Below are 16,630 nucleotides of genomic sequence, written 5' to 3'. Positions count from 1 at the left end.
GATGCCTTGGCTATGGACACAAAACCGACATCGGGCGGGTGAGGGGGCTCATCCTTCCGTCCACGATCCCCGCCAGGTGCACGCTTTGTCCCAATCGCAGCTTCCCCCGCGCGTTGCCGTCATCCTGCCGTGCTACAACGAGGAGGCGGCGATCGGACAGACCGTCGCGGCCTTCCGCGCGGCGCTCCCGGGCGCCACGGTCTATGTCTATGACAACAACAGCCGCGACCGGACGGTGGACTATGCCCGCGCTGCCGGCGCTGTCGTCCGCACCGAGAGGATGCAGGGCAAGGGTCATGTCGTCCGCCGGATGTTCGCGGACATCGAGGCCGACATCTATGTGATGGCCGACGGCGACGCGACCTACGACGCCGCCGCGGCGCCTGCGCTGATCGATCGGCTGGTCGAGGAGCGCCTCGACATGGTGGTCGGCGCCCGCCGCTCGGAGATCGAGCTGGCGTATCGCCGCGGGCACCGACTCGGCAACAAGCTGCTGACGGGGATGCTGGCCCAGCTTTTCGGGCGGAGCTTCTCGGATATTCTTTCGGGCTATCGCGTCTTTTCCCGCCGCTTCGTGAAGAGCTTCCCGATCCTCTCGGAGGGATTCGAGATCGAGACGGAGATCAGCGTGCACGCGCTCGAACTCAGGATGCCCTGCGCCGAGATCGAGACGGATTATGCCGCGCGGCCGGAAGGCTCGGTCTCCAAGCTCTCCACCTATCGCGACGGCTGGCGCATCCTGCGCACGATCCTCAACCTGTATCGCGTCGAGCGCCCGGTGCTGTTCTTCGGTCTCGCGGGGGCGCTGCTGCTGCTGGTGGCCCTGGTGCTGGCGGAGCCGCTCGCGGAAACCTATTTCGCGACGGGGCTGGTCCCGCGGCTGCCGACGGCGATCCTGTCGACCGGCCTGACGCTGCTGGCCTTCCTCAGCTTCTTTTCCGGCGTGATCCTCGATACGGTCACGCGGGGGCGTCGCGAGATGCGGCGGCTTGCCTATCTGGCCCTGCCGGCTGTCGGCGAAGGCTGAAACGCCCCTTGAAGTCCCCCCGCGAAGCGCCGATGTTGGCGTAACAGAGGGCAGAAGGAACCCGAATTCCCATGAACCGTCCCATTCCTGAAGGCATCTTCCACAACGACGCGGCCGCGGGGCTCGTGCCGATCGTCATCGAGCAGTCGAGCCGCGGCGAGCGCAGCTTCGACATCTACTCGCGCCTGCTCCGCGAGCGGATCGTGTTCGTGAACGGGCCGGTCGAGGACCATATGGCGGCGCTGATCGTGGCGCAGCTTCTCTTCCTCGAGTCCGAGAACCCGAAGAAGGACATCTTCCTCTACATCAACTCGCCGGGCGGCGTGGTAACCGCCGGCATGGCGATCCACGACACCATGCAGTATATCCGTCCGCGCGTCGGCACGATCTGCGTGGGTCAGGCGGCGTCGATGGGCAGCTTCCTGCTGGCCTCGGGCGAGCCGGGCATGCGCTATGCCACCACCAACGCCCGCGTGATGATCCACCAGCCGTCGGGCGGCGCGCAGGGCATGGCGTCGGACATCGAGATCCAGGCCAAGGAAATCCTGCGCATCCGGCATCGGATGAACACGCTGTACGCCAAGTACACGGGTCAGCCGATCGACGTGATCGAGCGCGCGATGGATCGCGACAAGTTCCTCGAGGCGGATGAGGCCAAGGAATTCGGCCTGATCGACGAGGTGTTCGACAAGCGCCCGGCTCCGACGGAGGAGAAGGCGGCGGCGTAATGGGACATTGTGCCGGTGAAATGGGTTACAACCCCATTGCCCGGCACGCCCAAGCGTCTAGACTGACCGATTGAGGATGGCCGGAGTTCCGGCGTCAAGGAAGCGAATATGCCAAATTTGAGCGGCGGCGATAGCAAGAGCACCCTCTACTGCTCCTTCTGCGGAAAGAGCCAGCATGAGGTGCGGAAGCTGATTGCTGGACCGACCGTGTTCATCTGCGACGAGTGCGTGGAACTGTGCAACGACATCATCCGTGAGGAGACCAAGTCCTCGCTGGTGAGCAAGCGGGACGGCGGCGTCCCCACGCCGCAGGAAATCTGCGATGTTCTCGACGATTATGTCATCGGCCAGAAGCAGGCGAAGCGCGTGCTCTCGGTGGCCGTGCATAACCACTACAAGCGCCTCAATCATGGCGCGAAGGGTGCGGACGTCGAGCTTGCGAAGTCGAACATCCTGCTCGTCGGCCCGACGGGTTGCGGCAAGACGCTGCTCGCCCAGACGCTGGCGCGCATCCTTGATGTGCCGTTCACCATGGCGGACGCGACGACGCTCACCGAAGCCGGTTATGTCGGCGAGGATGTCGAGAACATCATCCTGAAGCTGCTTCAGGCCTCCGACTATAACGTCGAGCGGGCGCAGCGCGGCATCGTCTACATCGACGAGATCGACAAGATCAGCCGCAAGGCCGACAATCCCTCGATCACGCGCGACGTGTCGGGCGAGGGCGTGCAGCAGGCGCTTCTGAAGCTGATGGAAGGCACCACCGCGAGCGTTCCGCCGCAGGGTGGCCGCAAGCATCCGCAGCAGGAGTTCCTCCAGGTCGACACGACGAACATCCTGTTCATCTGCGGCGGCGCCTTCGCGGGTCTGGAAAAGATCATCGCGGATCGCCTGCAGGGCAAGTCGATCGGTTTCGGCGCGTTTGTGTCGACGCCGGAAGAGCGCCGCGTCGGCGAGACGCTGCGCCAGTGCGAGCCCGAGGATCTGCTGAAGTTTGGCCTGATCCCGGAGTTCGTCGGCCGTCTTCCGGTCATTGCGACGCTGGAGGATCTGGACGAGAGCGCTCTGGTCAAGATCCTGTCCGAGCCGAAGAACGCGCTGGTGAAGCAGTATCAGAAGCTCTTCGACATGGAGGGCGTGAAGCTCTCCTTCACCGACGAGGCGCTGGTGGCCGTCGCCCGCCGGGCGATCGATCGCAAGACCGGCGCGCGCGGGCTTCGCTCGATCCTCGAAGGCATCCTGCTCGACACCATGTTCGAGCTGCCCTCGATGGAAGGCGTCGACGAGGTGATGATCGACAAGGACGTGGTCGAGGGCCGCAAGGAGCCGATCCGCGTCTTCTCGAAAAAGGTGAAGGAAGCGCCCGGCGCGGCCTGAGAGCTTCTATGAGGTAGGGATGGGGCGTTCGGGGAAACCCGGGCGCCCTTTCTCATTCGGGGTGCTGGCCGGCTCTTCGGAGTGTCGTTCACGGTTCATGCACCCTGGCGGAGCCAAAGGTTGAGCGCTGCATTGATGCGGGTCGCGTGCGTCGCCATATTGCTATCCGAACGGGGCGGCACCGTACGCCGCCCGCTGGAGATTTCATGACCGAGACTCTTCCTGTCCTGCCCCTGCGCGACATCGTCGTGTTTCCGCACATGATCGTGCCGCTGTTCGTCGGCCGCGAGAAGTCGGTGGCGGCGCTGGAAACCGCGATGGCGGCGGACAAGTCCATTTTCCTCGTGGCGCAGCTCGACCCGGCCGAGGACGATCCCGATCGCGCGGCGCTCTACGACCTCGGCGTCGTGGCGACGGTGCTGCAGCTCCTGAAGCTGCCCGACGGCACGGTGCGCGTGCTGGTCGAGGGGCGCCAGCGCGCCACGCTCGAAAAGCTGGAGGCCGACGGCAAGCAGCTCACCGCCACGGTGGCGCTGGTCGAGGAGCAGGAGGGCGAGGGTGCCGAGACGCAGGCGCTGATGCGCTCCGTCGTCGACCAGTTCGACTCCTATGCCCGCCTCAACAAGAAGCTGCCGTCCGAGACGTCGACCCAGCTCAGCCAGGTCGAGGAGCCGTCGAAGCTTGCCGACATGGTCGCCGCCAATCTCGGCGTGAAGGTGTCCGACAAGCAGGCGCTGCTGGTCGAGGCCGATCCCGCCAAGCGGCTGGAGATGGCGTTCGCCTTCATGGAGGGCGAGCTTGGCGTGCTGAAGGTCGAGAAGAAGATCCGCTCGCGCGTGAAGCGCCAGATGGAGAAGACCCAGCGCGAATATTACCTCAACGAGCAGCTCAAGGCGATCCAGCGCGAGCTGGGTTCGGAGAGCGAGGAGGACGGCAACGAGGTCGCCGAACTCACGCAGAAGATCGCCAAGCTCAAGCTCAGCAAGGAAGCGCGCGCCAAGGCGACCGCCGAGCTGAAGAAGCTCAAGACGATGGCACCGATGTCCGCCGAGGCGACGGTCGTGCGCAATTATCTCGACGTGCTGCTCGGCCTGCCGTGGGGCAAGAAGAGCAAGGTCAAGCACGACATCCCCGCCGCCGAGCGCATCCTCGACGAGGATCACTACGCGCTGGAGAAGGTGAAGGAGCGCATCGTCGAATATCTCGCGGTGCAGGCGCGCACCAACAAGGTGAAGGGCCCGATCCTCTGCCTCGTCGGCCCGCCGGGTGTCGGCAAGACGTCGCTCGGCCGCTCGATCGCCAAGGCGACGGGCCGCGAGTTCGTGCGCCACTCGCTGGGCGGCGTGCGCGACGAGGCCGAGATCCGTGGCCATCGCCGGACATATATCGGCTCGATGCCGGGCAAGATCGTCAACAATCTCAAGCGCGCCGGCACGAGCAATCCGCTCTTCCTGCTCGATGAGATCGACAAGCTCGGCCAGGATTTCCGGGGCGATCCGGCCTCCGCGCTGCTCGAGGTGCTCGACCCGGAGCAGAACGCCAAGTTCCAGGATCATTATCTGGAGATCGACATCGATCTTTCGGACGTGATGTTCGTCTGCACGGCGAACAGCCTGAACCTGCCGCAGCCGCTGCTCGACCGCATGGAGATCATCCGGCTCGAAGGCTATACCGAGCAGGAGAAGCTGGAGATCGCCAAGGCGCATCTGATCGAGAAGCAGATCGAGGCGCATGGCCTGAAGGCGGGAGAGTTCACGCTCACCGACGACGGCCTGCTCGCGCTGATCCGCTATTACACGCGTGAAGCCGGCGTCCGCACGCTGGAGCGCGAGATTGCGCGTCTCGCCCGCAAGGCGTTGCGCCGCATCCTCGAGAAGAAGGCCGAGACGGTCGTCATCGACGAGAAGAACCTCGCCGAGTTCGCGGGCGTGCAGAAGTATCGCTACGGCGTGTCGGAGGAAGAGGACCAGATCGGCGCCGTCACCGGCCTCGCCTGGACCGAGGTGGGCGGCGAGCTGCTGACCATCGAGGCCGTCACCGTGCCGGGCAAGGGTCTGATCCAGACCACCGGCAAGCTCGGCGACGTGATGAAGGAAAGTGTGCAGGCGGCCTACAGCTTCGTGAAGGCGCGCTCGCCGGCCTATGGCGTGCGGCCGAACCTGTTCGCCCGCAAGGACGTGCACATCCACCTGCCCGAAGGCGCGGTGCCGAAGGATGGTCCGTCGGCGGGCATCGGTCTGGCGACGGCGATCATCTCGACGCTGACCGGCGTGGCGGTGCGTCGCGACGTCGCGATGACGGGCGAGGTGACGCTGCGTGGCCGCGTGCTGCCGATCGGCGGCTTGAAGGAGAAGCTGCTGGCGGCGTTGCGCGGTGGCATCCGCACGGTGCTCATCCCGGCCGAGAACGAGAAGGACCTCGCCGAGATTCCCGCGTCGATCAAGGACGGTCTGGAGATCGTTCCGGTGAAGCATCTCGACGAGGTGCTGGCCCGTGCGCTTGTCTCGCCGATCGCGCCGATCGAGTGGACCGAGGCGGACGAACTCGCCGCCGAGCCGCCCGCAGCGCTCGGTCAGCGGGGGGAATCGGGTGGCGATCCCGCGATTCGTCACTGATTTTGTCATTTGAGCGCATGGAAAGGGCGAGTCTGCTTGACTCGCCCTAAATAGTCATCGTTTCCTCTGCCCGGCTGTGATTCCGGCGGCATGGCCCGCCGGGATATGCACGTCAGTCCGATCCCGGACATAGAAGCAGGGGGTCCTTGAAGGATGAATAAGCAAGAGCTTATCAGTGCGGTTGCGGAGTCCGCCGGCCTCACCCGGAGCGATGCCGGCAAGGCTGTCGAGAGCGTCTTCGACAGCATCAGCGGCGCCCTGAAAAAGGGGGACGAGGTGCGTCTGGTCGGTTTCGGCACCTTCTCCGTCAGCAAGCGCAAGGCGTCCACGGGGCGCAATCCCCGGACGGGCGAGCCCATGTCCATCTCCGCTTCCACCCAGCCCAAGTTCAAGGCGGGCAAGGGCCTCAAGGACGCGGTCAACTGAACGCATAAAAGAGCGGCTGGCACAGGGGGCCAGCCGCTCTTTTTTATTTTTTGTGACAAAGAGGCGCTGGACAGCCGCGATGAGGCGCGCTAACCGCCCCTTCACCGACGGGGCAGTGGCCCGGTCGCTCCCCGGCGGGGCATCGGATTTCCGATCGCGGAACATCCAATCACAGCCGGATCCAGGACGTGGGCGCGTAGCTCAGCGGTAGAGCACACCCTTCACACGGGTGGGGTCACAGGTTCAATCCCTGTCGCGCCCACCACGTCCCCATCCCTCATCATCGATGATATCACGGGATAGGCGGACGACCTTCGCGGCCGGCCGTCGCCATGTTGCATGGTTCCTCCTCCCGCTTTGCAGGAGGGAAGGCGTCTCCGGCCCGGCGTGCGCGGATCGCCACGGGCGCCGTGAAAGATAATTGCAAACAAGTGCCAACATGGCCTTGACGGCGGCCCTGAAGCCCTCCTAAGGGGGCGCCACGCTGCCAACGACGGCGTCGTGGCGATCGTAGCTCAATTGGTTAGAGCGCCGGTTTGTGGTACCGGAGGTTGCGGGTTCAATCCCCGTCGATCGCCCCATCGTCTCCCCTTCAGCGGACAGCGCGACTAGGGGATATGTGAGCCGGGCTCCCATGGTCATCCTGAAAGGACCGGCCAAAGGTTGAGCGCAATGGCCCCCTGGGAATATCCCGATTTCGACGAGCATGAAGGTGTCCACTTCTTCCGGGACGCTGCCTCGGGCCTTTCGGCGATCATCGCCGTTCACTCGACCGCTCTTGGCGCGGCGGCCGGCGGATGCCGTTACTGGACCTACGCCCGCTCGGACGAGGCGATCACCGATGCGCTGCGCCTGTCGCGCGGCATGAGCTACAAGAATGCCATGGCTGGCCTCCCCATGGGCGGCGGCAAGGCGGTGATCCTTGCGGACCCGGCGCGCGGCAAGACTCCGGAGCTGCTGGCGGCGTTCGGCAAGGCCGTGGACAGCCTCGGCGGCCGTTACATCACGGCGGAGGACGTCGGCATCTCGGACGCCGACATGGTCCAGATATCCAAGTTCACCAAGCATGTCTCCGGCCTCCCGGTGGCGGGCGCAGGCGATGCGGGCGGCGATCCCGGCCCGTTCACCGCGATGGGCGTCTATCTGGGCGTCAAGGCGGCGGTGCGCCGCGCGCTGAAGCGGGATGACATGGCGGGCGTGCATGTCGCGATCCAGGGCGTCGGCAGCGTCGGCGGCGGCCTGGCCCGTCTGCTGGCGAAGGACGGTGCCAAGCTCACCCTCGCGGACGTCAACGCCGATCGCGCCAAGGCGCTGGCAGCGGATCTGGGCGGCGAGGCCGTGCCGGCGGACGCGATCCTGACCGTCGAGGCCGATGTCGTCAGCCCCTGCGCGCTGGGCGCGATCCTGACCGCCGAGAGCATCGCGGCGCTCAAGGCTCCAATCGTGGCAGGCGGGGCCAACAACCAGCTCGCGACGCCGGAGGACGGCTGGCGCCTCCATGCGCGAGGCATCACCTATGCGCCGGATTATGTCATCAACGCGGGCGGCATCATCAATGTCGGCCTCGAATATCTGGGCCATGGCGACCGCGCCGAGGTCGAGAAGCGGATCGCGGAAATCCCCGGCCGCCTCGACAAGGTGTGGGAGGAGAGCGCCTCGATCAGCGAACCGTCGTCGATCGTCGCCGATCGCATGGCGCAGCGCCTGATCGGCCGCGGCTGATCTCGAAGCTGGGGAAGTCGACGGCTTCCCCAGCGGCCCGCCTCCGCGTAAGGCTAGGGGCGAGCCATGCATGTTTTCGCGAATCCCGTCCGTTTTCTTTCGATCGCGCGCCCGCTGACCGGCTGGTTTGGCTGGTCCGGCGCGGTGCTGATCGTCGTGGGATTGAGCGCGGGCCTGTTCCTGACGCCGGTCGATTATCTCCAGGGCCAGACGGTCCGCATCATGTATATCCACGTTCCGGCCGCTTGGCTCGGCATGGCGGGCTGGAGCGGCATCGCGGGGGCGAGCCTTGCCGAGCTGGTCTGGCGGCATCCGCTGGCGGGTCTGGCGGCGCGTGCGGTGGCGCTACCGGGGGCTGTGTTCACCGCTATCTGCCTTGCGAGCGGCTCGATCTGGGGGCGCCCGACCTGGGGGACCTGGTGGGAGTGGGACGGGCGGCTGACCTCGATGCTCGTGCTGCTGTTCCTCTACATTGCCTATATCGCGCTGGCCGAGGCGGTCGCCGAGCGTGGCGGGCAGGCGCGGGCGGCGGCGATTTTCGGTCTGGTGGGGGCCGTGAACCTGCCGATCATCCATTTCTCGGTGCTGTGGTGGCGCACGCTCCATCAGGGGCAGAGCATCAGCTTCACCGGCTCTACCATCGATCCCGCGATCCTCTGGCCGTTGCCGATCGCGCTGATGGGCTTCACCTTGCTGTTCGGCGCGATCGTGCTGATGCGGATGCGGGCGGCCTTGGCGCGCGGCAAGGTCGAGGCGCGGCTGCGCCGGTTGGGGAGTGCCGCATGAGCCAGTGGCCCTTCGTGATCGCGGCCTATGCGGTCGCCATCGGCGGCACGCTGACGCTTGCGCTCGCGAGCTTCGTGGCGATGCGGAAGGCCGAGCGGGCGGCGGAGGCCTTGAAGCGTCGATGAAGGCGAAGAACCAGCGGCTCACGCTCGTGCTGGCGGCGACGGGCGCGCTCGTCGCGGCGGCGCTGCTCGCGATGTCGGCACTGAAGGACCAGGCTTCCTATTTCTACACGCCGGGCGACGCGGCGCGCGATCATGTCGCGCTCGGCCAGCAGGTCCGGCTGGGCGGAATGGTGGAGAAGGGCTCGCTCCACCGTGAGGCCGACGGCGTGACCATCTCTTTCCGCGTCACCGACGGCGCGGCCAGCGTCGCCGCGCGCTACACCGGCATCGTGCCGGACCTGTTCCGCGAAGGCTCGGGCGTGGTGGCGGAAGGGCGCTTCACCGCGCCGGGCCAGTTCGTCGCCGACACCATCCTCGCCAAGCATGACGAGCGTTACATGCCGCCGCAGGTCGCGGGCTCGATGCATGAAGCCAAGAGCCTGAAGCCATGATCGCCGAAACCGGGCTTGCCGCCCTCTGGATTGCCGCCGCGCTGGCACTGTTGCAGGCCTGTCTCGGGCTGGGCGCGCTGGGGCGCGAAGGCGCGTCGCTGATGCGAGCGGTACGGCCGGTGGCGGTGGTGCAGGCGCTGGTGACGCTGACGGCGTTCGGCGCGCTGTTGCTCGTCTTCTGGCGGACCGATCTGTCGGTGAAGCTGGTAGCCGAGGAGAGCGCCACCACGCTGCCGGCAATGTATCGGATCGCGGGCGCGTGGGGAAACCATGAAGGCTCGATGCTGCTCTGGGTGACGATCCTCGCATTGTCGGGCGCGGCGGTGGCGCTGCTCGAACGCAGGCTGCCGGAGCGGACGCTGGCCGCCACCATCGCCGCGCAGGCTGTGATCGCGCTGGGCTTCTTCGCCTTCCTGCTCTTCTCGTCCGACCCCTTCGCGCGGTTGCCCGTGCCGCCGGCCGAGGGCAACGGCTTCAATCCGCTGCTGCAAGACCCCGGCCTGGCCTTCCATCCGCCGACGCTCTACGTCGGCTATGTCGGGCTGTCGGTGGCCTTTTCCTTCGCGGTGGGGGCGCTGCTGACCCGCGACGTCGGCCCGGCGTTTGCGCGCGCGATGCGGCCCTGGGTGCTGGGGGCGTGGATCTTCCTGACTGTCGGGATCACGGCGGGCAGCTACTGGGCCTATTATGAGCTGGGCTGGGGCGGCTGGTGGTTCTGGGACCCGACCGAGAACGCGTCGCTGATGCCGTGGCTCGCGGCGACAGCATTGCTCCATTCGGTGACGGTGCTGGCGACGCGCGACGGTCTGCGCGCGTGGACGGTGATGCTGGCGGTGGTCGCCTTCTCGATGAGCATGGTGGGGACGTTCCTCGTCCGCTCGGGCATCCTGACGAGCGTCCACGCCTTCGCGCTGGACCCCAAGCGGGGCGCGTTCATCCTCGTGCTGCTGGCGCTTTATATCGGTGGCGCGCTGGCGCTGTTCGGCGCGCGGATTGCGACCGTGAAGGAGGGCAACCGCTTCGATCCGGTGAGCCGTGAAGGCGCGCTGGTGGTGAACAACCTGCTGCTCTCGGCGATCCTCGGCATCGTGCTGATCGGCACGCTCTATCCGCTCGCGGTGGAGAGCATGACGGGCGAGAAGCTCTCGGTCGGCCCGCCTTATTTCAACGCGGCGGCGGGGCCGCTGGCGCTGGTGCTGGTGGCGTTGGTCGCGGCCGGCCCGGTGATGCGCTGGCGGCGCGAGGAATTGGCGGCCGTGGCGCGCCGGGTGGCTGTTCCTGCGGCGATCACGGCGGTGACGCTCGTGGCCGTGTTGTTGCTGGCGCCGGGGATACGGCTGCTGCCGCTGCTCGGCCTCGTGCTGGCGGCGGGGACGGGCGCGGCGAGCATCGCCCCGCTCTGGAAACGCAATCTGCGGCGGACACCGCTCTTCACCTGGGGCATGGTGGTGGCGCATCTCGGCGTGTCGGTGAGCCTCGCCGGCATGGCGTCGGAGAGTGCCTTCACGCGCGAGACGCTGGTCGCGGCGCGGCCGGGGGAGACAGTGCGGGTCGGCCCCTATGCCGTCCGGTTCGTGGGAATCGAGCCGGTGGCGGCGGAGAATTACACGGCGGTGCAGGCGACGCTGGTGGCGACGCGCGGCACGGCCGAGCCGATCACGCTAAGCCCGGAACAGCGTACCTTCGACAATCCGCCGCAGCAGACCAGCGAGAGCGCCATCGCGACGCGCCTCGACGGGCAGCTCTATACGGTGGTGGGCGAGGCCGTGCCCGGCGGGCGCTGGCAGCTCCGCCTGTGGTGGAAGCCGTTCGTGACGCTGATCTGGACGGGCGGGGCGTTGATCGCGCTCGGTGGAGCGCTGTCGCTGCTCGGCCGGACGCTGCCGCGCCGCCGGCCGAAGGTCGAGCAAGACGGCTATGCGAGGGCCTATTGATGAAGACGGTGCGCATCCTCCTCTGGCTGCCGCTGGTCGCCTTCCTCATCATTCTCGGGTTCGTCTCGTCGGGGCTGCTCAAGCCGCACGACACCACCGTCGTGTCGCAGATGGTGGGCAAGCCGCTGCCGGCCTTCACGCTGGCCTCCGCGCGGGCGGGCGAGGGGGCGGTGACGGCCAGGGGCTTCGCCGATGGCAAGCCGCGGCTGCTCAATATCTTCGGGAGCTGGTGCGTGCCCTGCATCGCAGAGGCGCCGCAGCTCATGGCGCTGAAGCAGGCGGGCGTGACGATCGAGGGCATTGCCGTGCGCGACCGGCCGGGCGATGTCGGCGAGTTCCTCCAGCGCAACGGCGATCCTTATGACCATATCGGTCTCGACGATCAGGCCGTGTTGCAGATTGCGCTCGGTTCGTCGGGCGTGCCGGAGAGCTTCCTGATCGACGGCAAGGGCATCATCCGCGCGCAGCATATCGGCGAGATCCGACCCGAGGACGTGCCTGCGCTGATCGATACCCTGAAGGCTGCGCGATGAGGCGCCAGCTCGCGCTCACGGCGTTGCTGATGGCTCCGGCGGCACTTCGGGCCGACCCGGTGCTGGCGCCCGAGCCGCTCGCCTACACGCAGCTTCCCGACGCCAAGCAGGAAGCCAAGGCGCAGGCGCTGATGCAGACGCTGCGCTGCGTCGTCTGCCAGGGCCAGTCGATCGCCGACAGCGACGCCGATCTTGCCGGGGACATGCGCGCGATCGTCCGCGAGCGGATCGCGGCGGGCGAGAGCCCGGAGACGGTCCGTGCGTGGATGGTGGCGCGCTATGGCCGCTGGGTGAGCTACAAGCCGACGGTCGAGCCGGTGACATGGCCGCTCTGGGGCGCGCCGCTGGTGTTACTCGTGGTCGGTGGCTTCCTCGCCCGGCAGGCCTTCCGACGGCGGGGGCGCCGATGAGCGGCTGGATCGCCTTCATCCTGCTGGCGGCGCTCGTGCCGCTGCTCCTGTGGCGGCCGGGGCGGCTCGACCGGCCGGCGCTGATGCTGGTAGGCGCCGCGCTGTTCGTCGCGGCGGCCGGCTATGTCTGGCAGGGCAGCCCCGGAGAGGCCGGCGCCCCTGCGGCCGGGCGCGAGAAGCCGATGCGGGGAGACACGTTGTTCGCGGCCGAACGACAGCTCTTCCTGAGCAAATTCGGCGAGACGGGCGCGGTCCTTGCCACCGCCGACGCCTTCAATCGGATGAACGAGGATGAGGCCGCCGCGGGCCTGCTCCGCAACGCGATCCGCAAGCGACCCAAGGATGTGGACCTGCGCATCGGCTACGCCCATGCTCTCTTTGTGGTGGCGCAGGGTAATGAGACGCCTGCCGTCAATCTCGCCTTCGATCGTGCCGAAGCTGTCGCGCCGCAGAGTCCGGCACCGCGTTATTTTCGCGGGCTGATGCAGGTAGAGGCGGGCGATCTTGCCGGTGCCGAGCGTACATGGCTGTCGCTGTACGGCAGTCTGCCTGTCGATTCGCAGTGGCGGGCGCCGCTGGCCAGGCGGCTGATGGCATTTGAAGCAGTCCGCGCCGCCGAGGCCCGGCCGGTCGCGCACCCATAAACGGACCGGCCGGGAGCGAACCCCCGGCCGGCCTGTTCCGCTCAGTTCAGCGGAAGATCCAGCGCCTCGGCCACGGCAGCGTGGCGGATCTTGCCGCCCGAGACGTTGAGGCCGTTGGCGAGGTGCTTGTCGGCCGCCATCGCCGCTTCCGCGCCCATGTTGGCGAGGCGCAGCGCGAAGGGCAGCGTCGCGTTGTTGAGCGCGAACGCCGAGGTGCGCGCCACCGCGCCCGGCATGTTGGCGACGCAATAGTGGATCACGCCGTCCACCTCGAACACCGGATTGTCATGCGTGGTGGCATGGCTGGTCTCGAAGCAGCCGCCCTGATCGATGGCGATGTCGACCAGCACAGAGCCGCGCTTCATCGTCTTCAGCATGTCGCGGGTGACGAGCTTGGGAGCCGCCGCGCCGGGGATCAGCACCGCGCCGATGACGAGATGCGCCTGCTTCACCGCCGCCGCGATCGCTGCCTTGGAGGCATAGGCCGTCTTGATCTGGCTGGAGAAGAACATGTCCAGCTCGGCCAGACGGTCGTTGTTGATGTCGTAGATGGTGACGTCGGCGCGCATACCGACCGCCATCTGCGCCGCGTTCACGCCGGCGATGCCGCCGCCGAGGATCGCGACCTTCGCAGGCGCCACGCCCGGAACGCCGCCGAGCAGGACGCCACGGCCGCCCTGTTCCTTCTCCAGATAATGCGCGCCGACCTGCACGGACATGCGGCCCGCGACCTCGGACATCGGCTTGAGGAGCGGCAGGCCGCCGCGATCGGAGGTCACCGTCTCATAGGCGATGCAGGTCGCGCCGGACTTCATCAGGCCTTCCGCCTGCGCCTTGTCGGCGGCGAGGTGGAGATAGGTGAAGAGCAGGTGGTGCGGCTTCAGCATGGCGATCTCGCCCGGCTGCGGCTCCTTCACCTTGACGATCATCTCGGCCTTGTCGAACACCGAGGCGGCGTCGGGCAGGATGGTGGCGCCGGCGGCGACATAATCCTGATCTTCGAAATCGATGCCCGAACCGGCCTTCGTTTCGACGAAAACCTCATGGCCGGCAGCCACCAGCTCGGCGACCGAGCCCGGCGTCAGGCCGACGCGATATTCGTGATTCTTGATTTCCTTGGGAACACCGACACGCATGGAATCCGCTCCTTTGTTCTGACAGACCGTCATTTTAGCGCACATCGATGCAACGAATTTCCCGTCTTTCGGCGCTTTTGGAGCCTCGATCGGGAAAATCTTGTGCATATGGTGCCCAGAGGGCAAAAATATCCCGCATGAGCGACATCGACCGAAAAATCCTCCGTCTGCTCGCCCGAGATTCGGCGCTGACGAGCGAGGCGTTGGGAAACCATGTCGGCCTGTCCGCCTCGGCGGCGCATCGGCGGGTCAAGGCGCTGGAGCAGGCGGGCATGATCCTCGGCTATCGTGCCCGTCTTTCGCGACAGGCGGAAGGCAATCCTTCCACCGTCTTCGTGCAGGTGACCTTGGTGGATCAGAGGCGCGCGACGATGGAAGCGTTCGAGGTCGCGCTCGCCCGCACCGCGCATGTCCGCGAAGCCCATCTGATGAGCGGGGAATCGGATTATCTGCTGAAGGTTCTGGTGCCCGAGCAGGACAGCTATGAGCGCATCCATCGTGAAATCCTCGCGGCCTTGCCGGGTGTCCACCGGCTCGTCACGCAATTCACGATCCGCACGCTGGCTTCCGCGGAAGGGTAGGGAACAGGGCGTTTTCGGGCATGCCGGGCCTTTCGCCATGCCTGGATCGGGAACGCCCTGATGCGCGTGGCGTTGCAGGGGGGAGAGAGGGCGTGCTAGGGCCTCGGCCCAGGGAAGCCGGAGGGGGTACCGGCAAGTGGCGGGAACAGGCTGAGTGACCTTTCGACGTCATCGTATTCTTCCGATGATCTTCCGATGAACGACACGCTGGAGGAGAAGGCCGTCCCGGCCGCGCCCGCCGCCGAGTCGCTCCTCGCGCAGGACGGCCGTGACTCCCATGCGGGCGAAAGCCTGCTGAAGCTGTCGGTCGGCGCCATCGGCGTCGTCTTCGGCGATATCGGCACGAGCCCGATCTACGCCTTCCGCGAGACGTTCGCCGGACACCATCCGCTGACGCCGGACGCGATGCACATCCATGGCGTGCTGAGCCTCATCTTCTGGTCGATGATGGTCGTGGTGACGTTGAAATACGTCACGATCATCATGCGCGCCGACAACAAGGGCGAGGGCGGCAGCCTTGCGCTGCTGGCGCTGGTGTCGCGCTCGGTGCAGGGCGAGAAGCGCTGGACGCGGGGCCTCGTGCTGCTGGGCGTTTTCGCGACGGCGCTGTTCTTCGGCGACAGCATGATCACGCCGGCCATTTCGGTTCTGTCGGCGGTCGAAGGCCTCTCCGTCGTCGAGAGCGGCATGGCGCCGCTGGTCATCCCGATCGCGGTCGGCATCCTGATCGGGCTGTTCGCGCTCCAGGCGCGGGGCACGGCGCGGATGGGCGCGCTGTTCGGGCCGATCATGATGCTCTACTTCGCCGCGCTGGGCGTGCTGGGCGCGATCAACCTGGTCGCGAAGCCGGGCGTGCTGGTGGCGCTGAACCCGATCCACGCGCTCCATTTCTTCGCGGTCGAGCCGGTGCACGCCTTCCTCGCCATGGGCTCGGTCGTGCTGGCGGTGACTGGCGCGGAGGCGCTCTACGCCGACATGGGCCATTTCGGCCGCAAGCCGATCCGCGTGTCGTGGCTGGCCTTCGCGCTGCCGGCGCTGATGCTCAACTATCTGGGGCAGGGGGCGCTGATCCTCTCGGCGTCGCCGGCCGATGCGATGGAGATGATCCGCTCGCCCTTCTTCCTGCTCGCGCCGGACGAGCTGCGCCTGCCGCTGGTGATCCTCGCGACGATGGCGACGGTGATCGCCAGCCAGGCGGTGATCTCGGGCGCCTTCTCGGTGACGCAACAGGCGATCCAGCTCGGCTTCATCCCGCGTCTCAAGATCACGCACACCTCGGCCAGCGCGGCGGGGCAGATCTACATCCCCGTCATCAACTGGACGCTGATGGTGATGGTGATCCTGCTGGTGTTCGGCTTCCGTACCTCGACCAACCTCGCGGCGGCCTATGGCATCGCGGTGACAGGGGCGATGCTGATCGACACTTTCCTGCTGGCGGTGCTGCTCGTCTCGCTATGGAAGTGGAACAAGCTCGGCGCGGGCGCGCTGATCGCGGTCTTCCTCGCGGTGGATCTCGCTTATTTCTCCGCCAATCTCACCAAGGTGCCCGATGGCGGCTGGTTCCCGCTGCTGATCGGCCTGATCGCCTTCACGCTGCTCACCACCTGGGCGAAGGGGCGCCAGTTGATGATCAAGCGGCTGAGCGAGGTGGCGATGCCGGTCACCGTGTTCGTGAAGTCTGCTGCCAATTCGGCCGAGCGCGTGCCGGGCACGGCGGTGTTTATGACGACCGCGCGGGACGGCGTACCCCACGCGCTGCTCCACAACCTCAAGCACAACAAGGTGCTGCACGATCGCGTGATCCTGCTGACCGTGAAGATCGAGGACGTGCCTTATGTCGGCCAGTCCCATCGCGCGGAGGTGAAGGAGTTCGGGCAGGGCTTCTATCGCATGGTCGTCCATTACGGCTTCATGCAGGAGCCGGACGTGCCCGCCGCACTCGCTTGCGTGCAGGGGATCGGCGCGCCGCTGCGCATGATGGATACGAGCTTCTTCCTCGCGCGGCAGACGCTGATCGCCTCGTCGCGACCGGGCATGGCGGTGTGGCGGGAGAAGCTGTTCGCCTGGATGCTGCGCAACGCGGAAAGCGCGATGGAGTTCTTCAAGCTGCCGTCCAACCGGGTGGTGGAACTCGGCAGCCAGGTCGAGATTTAGG

Annotated in this window: 16 protein-coding genes and 2 tRNA genes; 17 read left to right on the top strand and 1 reads right to left on the bottom strand. The window is 66.8% G+C overall.

Annotation, left to right across the window (positions count from 1 at the left end; translation table 11 throughout):
• Nucleotides 1-85 precede the first annotated feature (85 nt).
• The 15 genes from ST3T6A_RS0113415 to ST3T6A_RS0113345 all read left to right on the top strand — a co-directional run bounded on the left by ST3T6A_RS0113415 (nt 86) and on the right by ST3T6A_RS0113345 (nt 12,758).
• Nucleotides 86-1,027 carry a glycosyltransferase family 2 protein gene (locus tag ST3T6A_RS0113415; protein ID WP_019833453.1) on the top strand — a complete coding sequence of 314 codons (942 nt, stop codon included), beginning with the start codon at nt 86-88 and terminating at the stop codon, nt 1,025-1,027.
• Between the two features lie 71 nt (nt 1,028-1,098).
• Nucleotides 1,099-1,755 (top strand): ATP-dependent Clp protease proteolytic subunit, encoded by a 657-nt coding sequence (locus tag ST3T6A_RS0113410; RefSeq protein ID WP_019833452.1) that lies wholly within the window; start codon nt 1,099-1,101, stop codon nt 1,753-1,755.
• Nucleotides 1,756-1,863: 108 nt separating this feature from the next.
• Nucleotides 1,864-3,132: an ATP-dependent Clp protease ATP-binding subunit ClpX gene (gene clpX / locus ST3T6A_RS0113405; protein ID WP_019833451.1), complete on the top strand. Its 1,269-nt coding sequence runs from the start codon at nt 1,864-1,866 to the stop codon at nt 3,130-3,132.
• Nucleotides 3,133-3,338: 206 nt separating this feature from the next.
• Nucleotides 3,339-5,747, top strand: coding sequence for an endopeptidase La (gene lon / locus ST3T6A_RS0113400; protein ID WP_019833450.1), 2,409 nt, complete (start codon nt 3,339-3,341; stop codon nt 5,745-5,747).
• A gap of 153 nt (nt 5,748-5,900) precedes the next feature.
• Nucleotides 5,901-6,173 (top strand): HU family DNA-binding protein, encoded by a 273-nt coding sequence (locus ST3T6A_RS0113395; RefSeq protein WP_019833449.1) that lies wholly within the window; start codon nt 5,901-5,903, stop codon nt 6,171-6,173.
• Between the two features lie 190 nt (nt 6,174-6,363).
• A tRNA-Val gene (locus ST3T6A_RS0113390) sits at nt 6,364-6,438 on the top strand.
• A gap of 239 nt (nt 6,439-6,677) precedes the next feature.
• Nucleotides 6,678-6,754, top strand: a tRNA-His gene (locus ST3T6A_RS0113385).
• Between the two features lie 91 nt (nt 6,755-6,845).
• Nucleotides 6,846-7,895 carry a Glu/Leu/Phe/Val family dehydrogenase gene (locus ST3T6A_RS0113380; RefSeq protein WP_019833448.1) on the top strand — a complete coding sequence of 350 codons (1,050 nt, stop codon included), beginning with the start codon at nt 6,846-6,848 and terminating at the stop codon, nt 7,893-7,895.
• 66 nt (nt 7,896-7,961) lie between these two features.
• Complete coding sequence (gene ccmC, locus ST3T6A_RS0113375; RefSeq protein WP_019833447.1) at nt 7,962-8,681, top strand: heme ABC transporter permease CcmC; 720 nt, start codon at nt 7,962-7,964, stop codon at nt 8,679-8,681.
• Nucleotides 8,678-8,806, top strand: coding sequence for a hypothetical protein (locus tag ST3T6A_RS22155; protein WP_019833446.1), 129 nt, complete (start codon nt 8,678-8,680; stop codon nt 8,804-8,806). Before ccmC ends, ST3T6A_RS22155 begins: the two co-directional genes overlap by 4 nt.
• The gene (gene ccmE, locus ST3T6A_RS0113365) at nt 8,803-9,237 is read left to right on the top strand and encodes a cytochrome c maturation protein CcmE (protein WP_019833445.1); all 435 of its coding nucleotides are present in this window, start codon (nt 8,803-8,805) and stop codon (nt 9,235-9,237) included. The genes ST3T6A_RS22155 and ccmE overlap by 4 nt, the downstream gene beginning before the upstream one ends.
• Nucleotides 9,234-11,171 (top strand): heme lyase CcmF/NrfE family subunit, encoded by a 1,938-nt coding sequence (locus ST3T6A_RS0113360; RefSeq protein WP_019833444.1) that lies wholly within the window; start codon nt 9,234-9,236, stop codon nt 11,169-11,171. The genes ccmE and ST3T6A_RS0113360 overlap by 4 nt, the downstream gene beginning before the upstream one ends.
• Entirely contained in the window at nt 11,171-11,704 is a 534-nt protein-coding gene (locus ST3T6A_RS0113355) for a redoxin family protein (protein WP_019833443.1), read from the top strand. Before ST3T6A_RS0113360 ends, ST3T6A_RS0113355 begins: the two co-directional genes overlap by 1 nt.
• Nucleotides 11,701-12,114, top strand: coding sequence for a cytochrome c-type biogenesis protein (locus tag ST3T6A_RS0113350; RefSeq protein ID WP_019833442.1), 414 nt, complete (start codon nt 11,701-11,703; stop codon nt 12,112-12,114). Before ST3T6A_RS0113355 ends, ST3T6A_RS0113350 begins: the two co-directional genes overlap by 4 nt.
• The gene (locus tag ST3T6A_RS0113345) at nt 12,111-12,758 is read left to right on the top strand and encodes a tetratricopeptide repeat protein (protein WP_019833441.1); all 648 of its coding nucleotides are present in this window, start codon (nt 12,111-12,113) and stop codon (nt 12,756-12,758) included. The genes ST3T6A_RS0113350 and ST3T6A_RS0113345 overlap by 4 nt, the downstream gene beginning before the upstream one ends.
• 41 nt (nt 12,759-12,799) lie before the next feature.
• On the opposite strand, the gene ald is transcribed toward ST3T6A_RS0113345, so the two are convergent.
• Nucleotides 12,800-13,894: an alanine dehydrogenase gene (gene ald, locus ST3T6A_RS0113340; RefSeq protein WP_019833440.1), complete on the bottom strand. Its 1,095-nt coding sequence runs from the start codon at nt 13,892-13,894 to the stop codon at nt 12,800-12,802.
• Between the two features lie 137 nt (nt 13,895-14,031).
• Here ald and ST3T6A_RS0113335 point away from each other — a divergent pair, with 137 nt between their 5' ends.
• Both ST3T6A_RS0113335 and ST3T6A_RS0113330 read left to right on the top strand, forming a co-directional pair.
• Complete coding sequence (locus ST3T6A_RS0113335; RefSeq protein ID WP_019833439.1) at nt 14,032-14,475, top strand: Lrp/AsnC family transcriptional regulator; 444 nt, start codon at nt 14,032-14,034, stop codon at nt 14,473-14,475.
• Nucleotides 14,476-14,670: 195 nt separating this feature from the next.
• Nucleotides 14,671-16,629 (top strand): potassium transporter Kup, encoded by a 1,959-nt coding sequence (locus ST3T6A_RS0113330; protein WP_019833438.1) that lies wholly within the window; start codon nt 14,671-14,673, stop codon nt 16,627-16,629.
• The last annotated feature ends 1 nt before the right edge of the window (nt 16,630 follow it).

The organism is Sphingomonas sp. PR090111-T3T-6A (assembly GCF_000383095.1).
Taxonomy (GTDB): domain Bacteria; phylum Pseudomonadota; class Alphaproteobacteria; order Sphingomonadales; family Sphingomonadaceae; genus Solisphingomonas.
This window is presented reverse-complemented; position numbering and strand designations above follow the sequence as displayed.

Coding starts and splice junctions, on each gene's coding strand:
- ST3T6A_RS0113410 (WP_019833452.1), top strand. CDS start 1,099: ATGAACCGTCCCATTCCTGAAGGCATCTTCCACAACGACGCGGCCGCG.
- clpX (WP_019833451.1), top strand. CDS start 1,864: ATGCCAAATTTGAGCGGCGGCGATAGCAAGAGCACCCTCTACTGCTCC.
- lon (WP_019833450.1), top strand. CDS start 3,339: ATGACCGAGACTCTTCCTGTCCTGCCCCTGCGCGACATCGTCGTGTTT.
- ST3T6A_RS0113395 (WP_019833449.1), top strand. CDS start 5,901: ATGAATAAGCAAGAGCTTATCAGTGCGGTTGCGGAGTCCGCCGGCCTC.
- ST3T6A_RS0113380 (WP_019833448.1), top strand. CDS start 6,846: ATGGCCCCCTGGGAATATCCCGATTTCGACGAGCATGAAGGTGTCCAC.
- ccmC (WP_019833447.1), top strand. CDS start 7,962: ATGCATGTTTTCGCGAATCCCGTCCGTTTTCTTTCGATCGCGCGCCCG.
- ST3T6A_RS22155 (WP_019833446.1), top strand. CDS start 8,678: ATGAGCCAGTGGCCCTTCGTGATCGCGGCCTATGCGGTCGCCATCGGC.
- ccmE (WP_019833445.1), top strand. CDS start 8,803: ATGAAGGCGAAGAACCAGCGGCTCACGCTCGTGCTGGCGGCGACGGGC.
- ST3T6A_RS0113360 (WP_019833444.1), top strand. CDS start 9,234: ATGATCGCCGAAACCGGGCTTGCCGCCCTCTGGATTGCCGCCGCGCTG.
- ST3T6A_RS0113355 (WP_019833443.1), top strand. CDS start 11,171: ATGAAGACGGTGCGCATCCTCCTCTGGCTGCCGCTGGTCGCCTTCCTC.
- ST3T6A_RS0113350 (WP_019833442.1), top strand. CDS start 11,701: ATGAGGCGCCAGCTCGCGCTCACGGCGTTGCTGATGGCTCCGGCGGCA.
- ST3T6A_RS0113345 (WP_019833441.1), top strand. CDS start 12,111: ATGAGCGGCTGGATCGCCTTCATCCTGCTGGCGGCGCTCGTGCCGCTG.
- ald (WP_019833440.1), bottom strand. CDS start 13,894: ATGCGTGTCGGTGTTCCCAAGGAAATCAAGAATCACGAATATCGCGTC.
- ST3T6A_RS0113335 (WP_019833439.1), top strand. CDS start 14,032: ATGAGCGACATCGACCGAAAAATCCTCCGTCTGCTCGCCCGAGATTCG.
- ST3T6A_RS0113330 (WP_019833438.1), top strand. CDS start 14,671: ATGAACGACACGCTGGAGGAGAAGGCCGTCCCGGCCGCGCCCGCCGCC.